This is a genomic window from Rhizobium sp. BK491, from assembly GCF_014194925.1.
Classification (GTDB): Bacteria; Pseudomonadota; Alphaproteobacteria; order Rhizobiales; family Rhizobiaceae; genus Rhizobium.
Map to the genome: position 1 here is coordinate 1,205,785 of NZ_JACIAR010000001.1, position 13,468 is coordinate 1,219,252.

Below are 13,468 nucleotides of genomic sequence, written 5' to 3' on the forward strand. Positions count from 1 at the left end.
CCTCAAGCCTTTCCTCGGGCATTCTTGTCTTCCAGATGCTGCAGCAAACCGCTGTGATCCTGCTCGCCGCCGCCATTCTCGACGAATTCGGCAAACTCGGCACGGACGGCTTCGGTCAGCGGCAGATGAAGCGACAGGTTCTGCGCCGCCGCCAGGACCGTATCGAGATCTTTCAATTGGTTGCGAGCGGTGCCGCCCGGCTCGAAGTTGCGCTCGATCATGCGCTGGCCATGGAGCTCCAGAATCCGGCTTTCCGCAAAGCCGCCGCGAATGGCATCCCGAAACGCCTCACGCGAACCGCCGCCGGCCTCGACCAGCAGCATCGCTTCCGCAACGGCCCCGATGGTTACTGCAACGATCTGCTGATTGCCGAGCTTTGCGAGCTGGCCTGTTCCGCTCGGACCAACGCGGGTTATACGCCCGAGGGGCGCCATTATATCGCGGACGCTGTCGATGACCGCAGCATCGCCGCCGGCCATGATCGCAAGCGTCCCGGCAGCCGCCCCGACCACACCGCCGGAGACCGGCGCATCGATGTGCCTGACGCCGCGCTCGGCGAGTTTGAAGGCGTGTTCGCGGGCAACGGTCGGCGATATCGAGCTATGGTCGATTACGATCGTCCCGGCCTCCAGCACATCGGCGACACCGCTGCCGAACAGGACTTCACCAACGGCGCCGCCGTTGGTCAGCATGGTGAAAAGAACGGACGCTCCTCGAGCAGCCTCTACGGCAGTATCGGCGACCGTCGCACCATCGGCAGCCAGAGGCTCGGCCTTGCTCCGGTCGCGATTCCAGACCGTCACCGCAAAACCAGCAGCGAGCAGCCGCCGCGCCATCGGTGCGCCCATCAATCCCGTTCCGAGAAAAGCGATCTTCCTGCCGTGCATAAACTATCCTCCGAATGGAACGCATCGGACACCGAAACAGAATAACGGGAGCCTTTTCGCCGTGCGAATGCGGCGACGGTCTTCCGGCTGCGGTGGCCTCAACTCCCAAATTCCACGGGCGCCTCCACGCCCGATGTACGTCAATCAACTCTTCCCAAAGCTTGATAAACCTCTGGTGCCATCATGCAAAGGAAATCAGCGACCACCAGCAAATTCTTCGAAATAAGGGTAAATTAGCTAAAACGAAAATATGAACATAGAAAAGGCGGGACCTTTCGGCCCCGCCCTGGCATGTCGAGTATTGGAGTTAAGTCTCGGCACGGCCCCTATTCGGCGGCGATCGGGAGTACCTCCGCCGAATGTTCGTTGTCGTTGTGGTGATGCTGCTTGAGCGGACGGTTGCCTGTCAGTCTGCGAATCAGCACGTAGAAGACCGGCGTCATGAAGATGCCGAAGAAGGTGACGCCAATCATGCCCGAGAACACCGCAACACCCATGGCGGCACGCATTTCGGAACCGGCACCGGTCGAGGTGACCAGCGGCACGACACCCATGATGAAGGCCATGGAGGTCATCAGGATCGGGCGCAGACGCAGGCGGCTGGCTTCGATCGCAGCCTGAACCGGCGTGCGACCCTCGAATTCCAGCTCGCGGGCGAATTCCACGATCAGGATCGCGTTCTTGGCTGATAGACCGACGAGCACCACCAGGCCGATCTGAGTGAAGATGTTGTTGTCTCCACCCGTGAGCCAGACGCCGGTCAGCGCCGCCAAGACGCCCATCGGCACGATCATGACAATGGCGAGCGGCAAGGTCAGGCTCTCATATTGGGCGGCCAGCACGAGGAAGACCAGGAGCAGCGCCAGCGGGAAGACGACGACGCTGGAATTGCCGGCCAAGATCTGCTGGTAGGTCAAATCAGTCCATTCGAAGTCTATACCGGGGGGCAACGTCTCATGCAGAATCTTCTCGATCGCCGCCTGTGCCTGGCCGGACGAGAAACCGGGCGCCGGGCCGCCATTGATGTCAGCCGCCAGGAAGCCGTTATAGCGGTTCGTGCGTTCCGGACCGGTCGTGGCATCCACCTTCAGCAGGGCTGAAAGCGGGATCATCTGACCCGATGCCGAACGAACCTTCAACTGGCCGATATCTTCCGGCTGAGCGCGGAACTTGGCATCGGCCTGCACGCGGACGCTGTAGGTGCGGCCGAAGGCGTTGAAGTCGTTCACATAGAGCGAACCGAGATAGATCTGCAGCGTCTGGAAGACGTCGGTGACGGAGACTCCGAGCTGCTCGGCCTTGGCGCGGTCGAGATCAGCAAAGAGCTGCGGCACGTTGATCTGGAAGCTCGAGAAGATGCCGGTGAGTTCCGGTGTCTGGTAGGCCTTGCCAATCACCGCCTTGGCCGCCTGGTCGAGCGCATGGTTGCCGAGGCCGGCGCGATCCTCGATCTGCAGCTTGAAGCCGCCTGTCGTACCGAGACCGTTGACCGGCGGCGGCGGGAACATGGCGATGAAGGCATCCTGGATGGCGCCGAACTTCTGGTTCAGTGCCATGGCGATCGCCCCACCCGAAAGGTCGGGCGTCTTGCGTTCTTCGAAGTCCTTCAGCGTCACGAAAACGATGCCGGCATTCGAGGAATTGGTGAAGCCGTTGATCGATAGGCCCGGAAAGGCGATCGCATTGGCGACGCCTGGCTGCTTCAGCGCAATGTCCGTCATGCGCTTAATCACGTCTTCCGTACGGTCGAGGCTTGCGGCATCCGGCAACTGTGCGAAGCCGATCAGATACTGCTTGTCCTGCGACGGCACGAAACCGCCTGGAACCGTTGTGAACAGGCTATAGGTCGCTCCTACCAGCGCGAGATAGACCACCATGACGATGCTCTTGCGCGACAGCAGGCCGCCGACGCCCTTGCCGTAGTATTTCGAACCGGCTCCGAACGCCCGGTTGAAGCCGCGGAAGAACCAGCCGAAGACCGCGTCCATGATCCGCGTCAACCGATCCTTCGGCGCATGATGACCCTTCAGGAGCAGGGATGCCAGTGCCGGAGACAGGGTGAGCGAGTTGAAGGCCGAGATGACGGTCGAGATGGCGATCGTCAGCGCGAACTGGCGGTAGAACTGGCCGGACAGGCCGGAGATGAAGGCGAGCGGCACAAATACCGCGACGAGGACCAGCGCGATCGCGATGATCGGACCGGAGACTTCCTTCATGGCCTTGTAGGTGGCGTCTCGCGGACTGAGCCCGTTCTCGATATTGCGTTCGACGTTCTCGACCACCACGATCGCGTCGTCCACGACGATGCCGATCGCCAGCACCAGGCCGAACAGACTAAGCGCGTTGATCGAGAAGCCGAAGACATACATCACCGCAAAGGTGCCGATGATCGACACCGGAACGGCGATCAGCGGGATGATCGAGGCACGCCATGTCTGCAGGAACAGGATGACGACGAGGACGACAAGCGCGATGGCTTCGAGCAGTGTGTCGATCACCTTCTCGATCGAGGCGCGGACGAATTTCGTCGTGTCGTAGACGATCTCGTACTTGACGCCCGCAGGCATGGCCTGCTGCAGCATGTCCATGGTCGAGCGCACATTGTTCGCGATCTCGATCGCGTTCGAACCAGGCGCCTGGAGAACGGCGACGGCGACGGCCGGCTTGCCGTCGAGCAGCGAACGCAGCGTATAGTCTTCCGCGCCGAGCTCGACGCGGGCAACGTCGCGAAGGCGGGTGATTTCGCCATTGGCGCCCGTCTTGACGATGATGTTGCCGAACTCCTCGGGCGTGCGCAGGCGGCCCTGGGCATTGACGTTGAGCTGCAGATCCACGCCCGGCCGGCTGGGTGAGGCACCGATGATGCCGGCCGCGGCCTGGACGTTCTGGGAGCTGATCGCATTGCTGATGTCACTGGCCGCAAGATTATGCTCGGCGGCCTTCTGCGGATCGATCCACACGCGCATGGAATAGTCGCCGGCGCCGAAGACCTGCACCTGCCCGACGCCTTCGATCCGGGCGAGTCGATCCTTGATGTTCAGGGTCGCATAGTTTCGCAGATAGGTGATGTCGTGGTCGGCTCCGTCCGAGACGAGGTTGACGACCACGATGAAGTTGGGCGAGCTCTTGATGGTCGTAATGCCGAGGGCACGGACTTCCGCGGGCAGGCGCGGCTCGGCCTGCGAAACGCGGTTCTGCACGAGCTGCTGCGCCTTGTCCGGATCGGTGCCGAGCTTGAAGGTGACCGTCACGTTGAGAGCGCCGTCCGATGTCGCCTGGCTGGACATGTAAAGCATGCCCTCGACGCCGTTGATCTGCTCTTCGAGCGGCGTCGCCACCGTTTCGGCGATGACGGTCGGGTTGGCGCCGGGATAGGTGGCGTGCACGACAATCGAGGGAGGCACGACCTCTGGATATTCGGAGATCGGCAGCGCTCTGAGGCCGATCAGGCCGGCGACCACGATGAGGACCGAAAGAACACCGGCAAAGACCGGACGGTCGACAAAGAATCTGGAGATGTTCATATCAAAGCCCCCTCTGGGGTGAGAACGGATGCAAAATTCCTGTCCGACGGTTTGAGAGCCGCCGGCGGATCATGTGATTTCGGAATGTCGGCCTTCTGCCCACGGGCAGAAGGCGAAGCCTTACTGCGCGGTCGCAACCTTCTCGGCCAACTGCGGCGCGACGACTGCACCGGGGCGGATGCGCTGCAACCCGTTGACGACGATCTTTTCGCCGGCTTTCAGGCCGTTCTCGATCACCCTCTGGCCGTCGACCAGCGATCCGAGCTGGACCTGCCGGTAATTGACCTTGTTCTCGCCATCCACGACGAAGACGAACTTCTTGTCCTGGTCGGTGCCGACTGCACGATCATCGATGACGATCTTATTCTCGGCCTTCGGCTGCCCCATACGGACCCGCACGAACTGACCGGGGATAAGACGGCCGCCCGGATTATCAAAGACGGCGCGAACGCTGACGGTGCCGCTCGCCGCATCGACCTCGTTGTCGATCAACTGCAATTTGCCCTTGATCGGCGTGCCATTGTCGCTTGCAGTACCGATCTGAACCGGGATCTGCTCGACCGGTGGAAAAGCGCCTCCGGTTGTCGGCAGTTCGGCCAGAGCCTGGGTGACGGTCTGCTCGTTGGCGCTGAAGCTCGCATAGATCGGATCGACCGAAACCAGCGTCGTCAATGCCGGCGAGGTCGAGCCGGCCGCCACGAGATTGCCGACAGTGACGGCGATCTTGCCGACCCGGCCGGCGATCGGGGCACGGACCTGCGTATAGTCGAGGTTCAGCTGCGCAGTCTGAAGGGCCGCTTGCGCTGCCTTCAGATTGGCTTCTGCCTCGGCAGAGTTGCTGGTGCGGGTATCCATGTCGCTCTGCGAAATCGTCTTGTTGTCGAAGAGCTTCCGGCCGCGATCGATTTCCACTTTGGCGAGATCGAGCTTGGCTTTTGCCGCCCCGACCTGCGCCTGAGCTTGGGCAACCACCGCCTCATAGGGCGCCGGATCGATCGTCACAAGCAGATCGCCTTGCTTGACCAGCGCGCCTTCGCGGAAATGCACTGATTGAATCGCCCCGGCGACACGCGGACGGATCTCGACACGGTCGATAGCCTCCAGACGGCCGGAAAATTCCTGCCAGGAGGTTACGTCGCGCTGCTCGACAGCGGCAACCGTAACGGGGATCGCCGGCTTCGCAGCCTGGCTTGCCGCCTCGGTCGCCTGGGCGCCGCGCGGCAGATCCAGATAGAAGGCCGCACCTGCAACAGCCGCAGCAACACCCATGCCAGCACCCCACAGGGCCCAGCGCTTATCGTTGGACTTCATGTCAGTCTCTCCTTTGGCCCCGTCTTGGGATACGGGACCGCAAATTCCTATCGTCTCAATAAAATCAGGGGCCGAAGCACCGCGCATCCGCGTGACCATCGCTCCGGTCTCATGCCTTCGACATAGATCTAGTCCGCGCTCATCCCTCGCGAACGGGATCTCCTAGTCGATCAAGCCTGCACGTCTTCGACAAAACCCTTGAAACAACAGCAGATATCCTGCTGCCACGAAGGCTTGTCCTTCGACTGCCCGCCATAGAGGGTGGGCCAGCCTGTCCCGGCGGGAAGGACTTGCTGGCGAACACGGACGCCAGCCGCTTTCAGCCGACTGCCGTATTCCATGCTCTCGTCGCGGAGCGGGTCGTCCTCGGCCGTGAGCACCAATGCCGGCGCGAGGCCCGAAAGCCGCGAACAGTATCGAGGCGCTGCATAGGGGTGACAGACACCGCCCAGGAAACCCAGGTAACGGTTCCAACCCTCCGTCCAGCGCTCGCGCATGCCGCTTTCCTCCGCCTGGAGGAAAGATTTCGATCCCATGAAGGGATCAAGCAAAGGCGATATCAAAACCTGTCCGTCCAACGAACCGGGCATCTGATCGCGCGCCTTTAAAGCGACGCCCGCTGCGACATTGCCACCCGATTCCTCTCCGGCGACAAACAGCAGCGATTTTTTCGCCCCGCCCAACGCAAGCATGTTCCGCTTGTTGCTGAGGTAGGCGAGAAGTCCGTAAGCGCATTCCAGCACCTTCGGAAAAGCATTCTGATTGCAGCTCGTATAATCCGCTGCTACCACGATGGCGCCTGCCTCAGCGAGGCTTGCCGCCACCGGTCTGTTGGTCGCGTGGTCGGTATCGAGAAAGGCTCCCCCGTGCAGGTAAAGCACCAGCGGCGCCGCCTTCTTCAAACCATCACCGTTGTAGATCCGAGCTGCCACCGGGCCCGTAGGCACGTTTTCCAGCACAACATCTTTCCACGGCGCACTCATCAACCCAAATCCCTGTCTGCTCGAGCGAATATGTCCCAATCCAAAAAGCGGTTTACCACGCTTTGTGACCATATTCTCGAAATGCGGTCTTTGGCGCCCCCATGCCGCATTGCAACAACTTACGAAGCAACATATTGTTATTCCGCTCTGAGAATAAGTAGCCTACATTCGATCAGACTATTCAGAATAACAAACAATCGGCCTCTTCATTTTCGGCCGAGGGGCATCACGGAATGGACCAGTTGTCAGCAATGCGGGCATTCGCGCGTGTGGTGGAGACGGGTAACTTTACCCGCGCCGCGGCAGCCCTTTCCATGCCGAAAGCGACGGTGACGACGCTCATCCAGTCGCTTGAGGCGCATCTGCACGCCAAGCTTCTCAATCGTACCACACGGCGCGTCATGGTGACGACCGATGGCGCGCTCTATTACGAGCGCGCCATTCAGATCCTCTCGGAGATCGAGGAGCTGGACGGCAGCATCAGCAATTCGCAGAGCCTGCCAAGCGGCCGCCTGCGCGTGGAAATGGCCGGCGCCTTTGCCGAAAAAATCGTCATGCCAGCGCTTTGCGATTTCCATCAGCGCTATCCCGACATCCATATCGATCTCGGTGTCGGCGACCGGCTTGTCGATTATCTCGCCGAAAATGTCGATTGTGCGCTGCGCGCCGGCATGCCGAGCGACCAGTCGCTGATCGCCCGCCGCGTCGGCGAGATCCACCTCATCACCTGCGCAGCCCCTCTTTATATTGAGAAGCATGGGACGCCGGAACGGCCGGAAGATCTTGAGACCAACCACTATGCGGTCAGCTATTTCCGCGCGCAAACCGGCCGTACGATTCCGTTTCTGTTCGAACACGGCAACGAGGCATTGGAAATCAGCCCGCGCTATATTCTTTCGGTAAATGACAGCCGCAGCTATCTCCAGGCGGCCTTAATGGGGCTCGGCATCGCGCAAGTTCCGAGCTTCATGGCTCGCGATGCGCTTGCACGCGGCGAACTCGTCCCCATTCTTTCCGGCTGGACCCGGCCATCGCTGCCCTTGCATATCGTCTATCCGCCCAACCGGCACCTGAGCAACAAGGTGCGTGTCTTCGTGGACTGGATGGCCAAATTGCTGGTGACCTCGCGAGTGGGCGAGGCTTGAAAATGCGGACCACCGTCTTCTGACCATGCAGTGGGAAGACGGTGGCGCTCATTGCGGACGATCAGTTCCAGGATGCGCCTGCCTGCTGCCGGACCGTGGCGTTCAGCCGGTTCCAGACATTGTCGATCGCGATCGAAACGATCAGGGCCGACAGAGCCTTTTCGTCGAAATGCTTTGCTGCTTCGTTCCAGATCTCGTCGCTGACGGCATCGGACCGGTCGGCAAGCCGGGTGGCCGCTTCCCCGAGAGCCAGAGCCGCGCGCTCGGCATCCGAAAAATAGGGCATTTCGCGCCACGCCGAGACGCCGACGATTCGTTCCATCGTCTCGCCGGCCTTCTGGAGCTTGCGAAAGCCCATATCCGTGCAGACGCTGCAGCCGTTGATCTGGCTGATGCGAAGATGCACGAGGTCCATGATATTTTCCGAGAGACCCTGATCCTTGATCGAATTGCTGACGGCCAGAAGCGCTTGCAGCGTTTCAGGCAGAACAAGGACTGGGTTCTTCATACGAGCTTGCATGTTTCTTTCCTCCATTTATCAGAGCCTGTTGCGGCTCATTTCCCGACGATGCACTTTCCTGCCGATCCGATGTCACACCGGCCGGATTTCGTTCGTCATGGGTTTGACGGATGAGGATGAGGAGATGTGACCGATGGACGAAAAAAAGTGGCAGGCAGAGAAATTCGAGGCGAACCGGCCGCATCTGCGCGCCGTCGCCTACCGCATGCTCGGCTCGCGCGCTGAGGCCGAAGATGCGGTGCAGGAGACATGGCTGCGCCTGATAAGGAGCGATACGTCCGGCGTCGAAAATCTAAGCGGCTGGCTGACGACTGTCACGGCGCGCATCTGTCTTGATCTGCTGCGATCACGCAAATCGCGTCGCGAGGAGCCGCTGACCATCCATGTTCCAGAGCCGATCGTGGTGCATGAGGCTGGCAACGGCACCGACCCGGAGCAGGATGCCTTGCTCGCGGACTCCGTCGGCCTCGCCCTTCTGGTCGTGTTGGAAAAGCTGAACCCGGCCGAACGGCTGGCCTTCGTCCTGCACGATATGTTCGACGTCCCTTTCGATGACATTGCCCCGATTCTAGGGCGCACGGCGGTCGCGACACGCCAGCTTGCGAGCCGCGCCCGCCGCCGCGTACAGGACACGCCATCAACGACGGAGGCCGATCTTACCCGCCAGCGCCACGTCGTCGACGCCTTCTTCACCGCCTCGCGTGACGGCGATCTGCAGGCGCTGCTCGCCGTCCTCGATCCCGAAGCCGTTTTCCGTCCGGATGCGGTTGCCGCCCGCATGGGGGCGGCAGGCGAAATCCGCGGGCGCATGGATGTCGCCAAGACCTTCCAGGGCCGTGCGCGGGGAGCCCGGCTGGCGGTCATCAACGGCGCGGTCGGTGCCATCGTCGTCATCGACGGACAGCTACGCATCGCCCTTCGTTGCACCCTCAATGCAGATGGCATGATTGCCGTCATCGACGCGATGGCCGATCCGGAAGAACTGCACAAGCTGGAGATCGTTTTGATTGAAACCTGAGATTAGCGCATCTGCGTCGGGCTCGTGCCTGTGAGCCGGCGGAACATAGCAATGAAGGCCGACGCGTTGCTGTAACCCAGCTGCGTTGCAATCCGGTACACGGGCTCTCCGGCCTCGATCATCGACAGTGCAGCAACAAGCTTCAGTCGCAGCCGCCACTCATTGAAGGAAAGGCCGAGATCATCCTGGCACCGGCGCGACAGCGTGCGCTCGGTCGTCCCCATCCGGCGCGCCCATTCCGCAAGGGAGTGCCGGTCGCCGGGATCGGCTTGCAAGGCGCTCAGTAACGGGCCGAGCAACGGATCGTCGGAAAGCGGCAAGTAGCTCTCGCACCGCGGCGCCAGGCGAATCTGATCGACCAGAACCTGTGCGAGCCGCAAATCTTCGGCTGTTTCAGGTATGGTGACATCACGCGCAGCAAAATCCGCCAGGATTGCCTTAAGCAGCGGACTGATGCTGAGCGTCGATGGCTTGTCAGGCAAGTTCGCGCAAAGAGCGCGTTCGACATAGACGGTCGCATAGCGCAGATCGTGCTGGATGGCGGCGCCGTGCATCGTCTGCGGCGGCAGCCAGATGGCATAATGTGGCGGCGAGAGATAGCGCATGCCTTCGATATCGAACTCACAGATGCCGGTAATCGCATAATTAAGCTCGCCCCACGGCTGGCTCTTTTTGGGGAAAACCGTACCCGCTCTGTAATTTTCGGTTCGGAAGGAAACCGGGTTGGGCGGATCACCCTCGATGCGTGGAGGCCTGCCGGACATGTCCTGATTTCGCTACGGGCTGTCTTATTCTCGCTATATACCAGAATTCGGACAGGCAGTACAAAGTCTTTGGGATGGCGAACCCAATCCGCCGTCCTTCGTTTCGCCCCAAGCCACAAGACGACGAGAGACCATTCACATGAGCACCGAGCAGAATGCTTCCGCATCCATCGTCAGCACGGCCGGCCTTGCGCCCTTGCTGACGGTGCTGATCTGGTCCGGCAACACGGTCGTCACCAAGGCATCGGCGGGCTTGATTTCGCCAGGCTCGATTTCCTTCTATCGCTGGCTGCTGGCCTTTCTCGTGCTCATGCCCTTTGTCGGCCGCGCGGCATGGCGCAATCGTTCCCTGCTACGGCAGCACTGGCTGAAGCTCGCCACCCTCGGTGCCCTCGGCATGGTGATCTATCAGAGCCTCGCCTACGAGGCGGCCAAGACGACATCAGCTGTCAATATGGGTGTGACGATCGCTCTAATGCCGCTTCTTTCGACGGTGCTAGCCGGCCTGCTGGCGGGCGAAAAGCTCACCGTGGCGAGCCTAGCAGGCGGCACCATCTCGCTGATAGGGCTTATCTATTTGACATCGCAGGGTGATCCGATGCGCCTTGTGAATGGCGGCTTCCACATTGGCGACGGCCTGATGATCATCGCCGTTCTCTCAAATGCGCTCTATGGGGTTATGCTGAGACGCTGGGCGATGCCGCTTCCCATGTGGCAGCAGCTTTTCTGGCAGATCGGCTTTTCAACCTTGCTGCTGATCCCGATTTTCCTGATGGGCGATATCTCGCCAATCACTACCACCAACCTACCGCTGATCCTTTATGCTGCAATCCCGACCTCCCTCCTCGCGCCGCTTTGCTGGATGATCGGTATCCAGAGGCTCGGCGCGAGCCGCACCTCGCTGTTGATCAATCTCCTGCCAATCGTCGTTGCAGCGCTGGCCTGGGCGCTGCTTGGAGAACAGCTGCATTCCTATCATGCGATCGGCGGTGCGCTTGCCCTCATCGGCGTTGGGCTCGGCTTACACAAGCCTCGGGCGAAGAATGATCCGGCCGATGACGAAAGCTGGGAAACCGAGGAAGCCTGACCGCCACTCCGAGAGGCCTCTTTCCTTTCGCTCGCCCTTCGTTCTACCATGAACGAGTCCCGAGAAGCGGAGAGGAAGCAAGCGTGCGCATAGCCCTGGAACCGGTGTCCTCCAGAACGACGATCCAGGAGAGCGTTTATCAGCAGCTGCGGAACGCGCTCATGGTAGGCAATTTCGATCCCGGTCAGACGCTGACCATCGCCTCGCTTGCTGAAACCTTTGGAACCAGCAATATGCCGGTGCGCGAGGCTCTGCGCCGTCTTGCGGCTGAAAATGCTTTGGAGGTCGCAGCCAACGGCTCGGCCCGCATCCCGATCGTTACTCTTGCCCGGCTGAACGATCTTTGCCGCGCCCGCATCGCCGTCGAAGGTCTGGCCGCAGAGCTCGGTTTTCCGAACCTCACTGTCGGCGACATAGCGACGCTCGATCGCATCGCCGGGGAGCAGCATGTGATCGGTCGAGGCGCTAATGTCTATGATCTCATGGCCAGGAACCAGCAGTTCCACTTCACCATCTATCGCGCCTCAGGCTCCGAGGTGCTGCTCCAATTGATCGAGACCCTGTGGCTGCGCTTCGGCCCCTATATGCGCATGCTCTCCGCCTCTGCAGAACCTTTGATGCGCAGCGGCGAACTCGATCCCGCCGGCGAGCACGTTGCCATCGTCGATGCTTTGAAGGCCGGAGACTTCGCCGCCGCCCGCGACGGTATTGTCGCCGATATCAGCCGCACCCACGAAATCCTGCAGGATTACTGCCCGGCCACGCAGGACGAGCCCCGCAAGGGCTCAAGCTCCGGTCGCCGCCAGGCCTAAACAAGAGACCAAGGAATTTGGTTGAACCTTAAAGTATTTTGTGATCAAATGATCAAAATCAGATTTCAATCCCAATATTCAGAGCGAGATCCCATGAGCTCCGCCCCTTCCGCATCGCAATTCGCCGGCCACAACAGCTTCCCGGTCGACGAGATCCGCGCCATGTTCCCCGCCATCCGGAAGGCTGGCGATTTCGTCTTTCTCGATAATGCGGGCGGTGCACAGGTGCCGCAGGCGGTCGTCGATGCGGTTGCCAATCACCTCATCGATTTCAACGTCCAGCGCATGGCGAAATACCAGCACAGCCAGGGCGTCGACCGCAATCTGGAAGAAGCGCGCGAAAGCGTCGCCATGCTGGTCAACGCCTATCGCCCGGAAGAAATCTCCTTCGGCCAGAACGCCACCTCCTTCATTCGGCTTGTCAGCCTCGGCATTGCCAAGCTGCTGGGCGAGCGCAACGAGATCGTCGTCACCGACATGGATCACGATGCCAACATCGCCACCTGGATGGCGCTGGAAGCTGATGGCGCCAGGATCGTCTGGTGGCGCATGCGCGACGACGGCACGCTGCATGTGGAAGACCTGAAGCCGCTGCTTAACGACAAGACCCGCCTTGTCGCCTGCACCGTCACCGCGCATTCCATTGGCACGATCGTCGATGTCGCTCGTGTCTGCAAACTGGCACAAGCTGCCGGCGCCGAAACCTTTCTCGATTGCGTCCATTACGGCCCGCATGGCCTGATCGACGTGCAGGCCTGGGGCTGCGACTATCTTGTCTGCTCCGGCTACAAGAATTTCTCGCCGCATATGGGCTTCCTCTGGGGCCGCTATGACGCGCTGGTCAAGCTTCCCACCTTCAAGGAAGACTTCATTCCGGACGTGCCGCCCTACAAGATCGAAGTCGGCACCTTCACCTATGAGAACGTCGCCGGAATGAACGCGGCGGTCAAATATCTGGAAGGTCTCGGCCGCCGTTTCCTGCCTACCGGTAACCATAGTCGCCGTGAGGCGCTTGCCGCCGCCATGGGCGCGATCCGTCAGTACGAACTTATGCTCTCGCGTGAGATGATTGCCGTTTTGAAGCACCACGGCGCCACCATATACGGCATCTCCGACGAAAACCGCCTGGAACAGCGTGTGCCCACAATCTGCTTCAACATGCCTGATATCACGCCGCAGGAATTTGCCGATGAGATGGGCAAGCAGCGCATCGGCCTGCGCGACGGCCACATGTTCGCACCGCGCCTGATGAAACGCCTTGGCCTTTCCATGGAAACGGGTGCCATCCGCGTGTCGCTGGTGCATTATAACAAGGTCGAGGAGATCGCCCGGTTTGACGCGGTCCTGACCGAGATCATGGCGCGGCGCAAGTAAACCGTGCCTGTGAGCGGTGGCGGCGCCCGAACAACTCCGCCAC

General features: G+C 60.8%; 11 protein-coding genes. 5 read left to right on the forward strand and 6 right to left on the reverse strand.

What is annotated here, in order from left to right:
* Window positions 1–2: 2 nt before the first annotated feature.
* The 4 genes from FHX05_RS06000 to FHX05_RS06015 form a co-directional block, all read right to left on the reverse strand.
* Entirely contained in the window at window positions 3–887 is an 885-nt protein-coding gene (locus tag FHX05_RS06000; protein WP_112604406.1) for an NAD(P)-dependent oxidoreductase, read from the reverse strand.
* Window positions 888–1,213: 326 nt separating this feature from the next.
* Window positions 1,214–4,411 carry an efflux RND transporter permease subunit gene (locus FHX05_RS06005; protein WP_112399206.1) on the reverse strand — a complete coding sequence of 1,066 codons (3,198 nt, stop codon included), beginning with the start codon at window positions 4,409–4,411 and terminating at the stop codon, window positions 1,214–1,216.
* Between the two features lie 120 nt (window positions 4,412–4,531).
* Window positions 4,532–5,722: an efflux RND transporter periplasmic adaptor subunit gene (locus tag FHX05_RS06010; RefSeq protein ID WP_112334957.1), complete on the reverse strand. Its 1,191-nt coding sequence runs from the start codon at window positions 5,720–5,722 to the stop codon at window positions 4,532–4,534.
* A gap of 170 nt (window positions 5,723–5,892) precedes the next feature.
* Window positions 5,893–6,705 carry an alpha/beta hydrolase gene (locus FHX05_RS06015; RefSeq protein WP_112399207.1) on the reverse strand — a complete coding sequence of 271 codons (813 nt, stop codon included), beginning with the start codon at window positions 6,703–6,705 and terminating at the stop codon, window positions 5,893–5,895.
* Between the two features lie 233 nt (window positions 6,706–6,938).
* Here FHX05_RS06015 and FHX05_RS06020 point away from each other — a divergent pair, with 233 nt between their 5' ends.
* Window positions 6,939–7,850: a LysR family transcriptional regulator gene (locus FHX05_RS06020; protein ID WP_112399208.1), complete on the forward strand. Its 912-nt coding sequence runs from the start codon at window positions 6,939–6,941 to the stop codon at window positions 7,848–7,850.
* Between the two features lie 61 nt (window positions 7,851–7,911).
* On the opposite strand, the gene FHX05_RS06025 is transcribed toward FHX05_RS06020, so the two are convergent.
* On the reverse strand, window positions 7,912–8,370 hold the full coding sequence (locus FHX05_RS06025) for a carboxymuconolactone decarboxylase family protein (RefSeq protein WP_183709211.1): 459 nt from the start codon (window positions 8,368–8,370) through the stop codon (window positions 7,912–7,914).
* Between the two features lie 133 nt (window positions 8,371–8,503).
* Here FHX05_RS06025 and FHX05_RS06030 point away from each other — a divergent pair, with 133 nt between their 5' ends.
* The gene (locus tag FHX05_RS06030; protein WP_183709209.1) at window positions 8,504–9,388 is read left to right on the forward strand and encodes a sigma-70 family RNA polymerase sigma factor; all 885 of its coding nucleotides are present in this window, start codon (window positions 8,504–8,506) and stop codon (window positions 9,386–9,388) included.
* Window positions 9,389–9,390: 2 nt separating this feature from the next.
* On the opposite strand, the gene FHX05_RS06035 is transcribed toward FHX05_RS06030, so the two are convergent.
* A complete protein-coding gene (locus FHX05_RS06035; protein WP_112604400.1) occupies window positions 9,391–10,152 on the reverse strand; it encodes a helix-turn-helix transcriptional regulator in 762 nt (253 codons plus the stop codon).
* A gap of 139 nt (window positions 10,153–10,291) precedes the next feature.
* On the opposite strand from FHX05_RS06035, the gene FHX05_RS06040 reads away from it, so the two are divergent.
* From FHX05_RS06040 to FHX05_RS06050, 3 genes are all read left to right on the forward strand, one after another.
* Window positions 10,292–11,239 carry a DMT family transporter gene (locus tag FHX05_RS06040; protein ID WP_183870948.1) on the forward strand — a complete coding sequence of 316 codons (948 nt, stop codon included), beginning with the start codon at window positions 10,292–10,294 and terminating at the stop codon, window positions 11,237–11,239.
* An 83-nt stretch (window positions 11,240–11,322) separates the two neighbouring features.
* Window positions 11,323–12,051 carry a GntR family transcriptional regulator gene (locus tag FHX05_RS06045; RefSeq protein ID WP_183870949.1) on the forward strand — a complete coding sequence of 243 codons (729 nt, stop codon included), beginning with the start codon at window positions 11,323–11,325 and terminating at the stop codon, window positions 12,049–12,051.
* A gap of 93 nt (window positions 12,052–12,144) precedes the next feature.
* The gene (locus FHX05_RS06050; RefSeq protein WP_183870950.1) at window positions 12,145–13,425 is read left to right on the forward strand and encodes a cysteine desulfurase-like protein; all 1,281 of its coding nucleotides are present in this window, start codon (window positions 12,145–12,147) and stop codon (window positions 13,423–13,425) included.
* Window positions 13,426–13,468: the final 43 nt, after the last annotated feature.

Coding starts and splice junctions, on each gene's coding strand:
- FHX05_RS06000 (WP_112604406.1), bottom strand. CDS start 887: ATGCACGGCAGGAAGATCGCTTTTCTCGGAACGGGATTGATGGGCGCA.
- FHX05_RS06025 (WP_183709211.1), bottom strand. CDS start 8,370: ATGCAAGCTCGTATGAAGAACCCAGTCCTTGTTCTGCCTGAAACGCTG.
- FHX05_RS06015 (WP_112399207.1), bottom strand. CDS start 6,705: ATGAGTGCGCCGTGGAAAGATGTTGTGCTGGAAAACGTGCCTACGGGC.
- FHX05_RS06005 (WP_112399206.1), bottom strand. CDS start 4,411: ATGAACATCTCCAGATTCTTTGTCGACCGTCCGGTCTTTGCCGGTGTT.
- FHX05_RS06040 (WP_183870948.1), top strand. CDS start 10,292: ATGAGCACCGAGCAGAATGCTTCCGCATCCATCGTCAGCACGGCCGGC.
- FHX05_RS06035 (WP_112604400.1), bottom strand. CDS start 10,152: ATGTCCGGCAGGCCTCCACGCATCGAGGGTGATCCGCCCAACCCGGTT.
- FHX05_RS06030 (WP_183709209.1), top strand. CDS start 8,504: ATGGACGAAAAAAAGTGGCAGGCAGAGAAATTCGAGGCGAACCGGCCG.
- FHX05_RS06020 (WP_112399208.1), top strand. CDS start 6,939: ATGGACCAGTTGTCAGCAATGCGGGCATTCGCGCGTGTGGTGGAGACG.
- FHX05_RS06050 (WP_183870950.1), top strand. CDS start 12,145: ATGAGCTCCGCCCCTTCCGCATCGCAATTCGCCGGCCACAACAGCTTC.
- FHX05_RS06010 (WP_112334957.1), bottom strand. CDS start 5,722: ATGAAGTCCAACGATAAGCGCTGGGCCCTGTGGGGTGCTGGCATGGGT.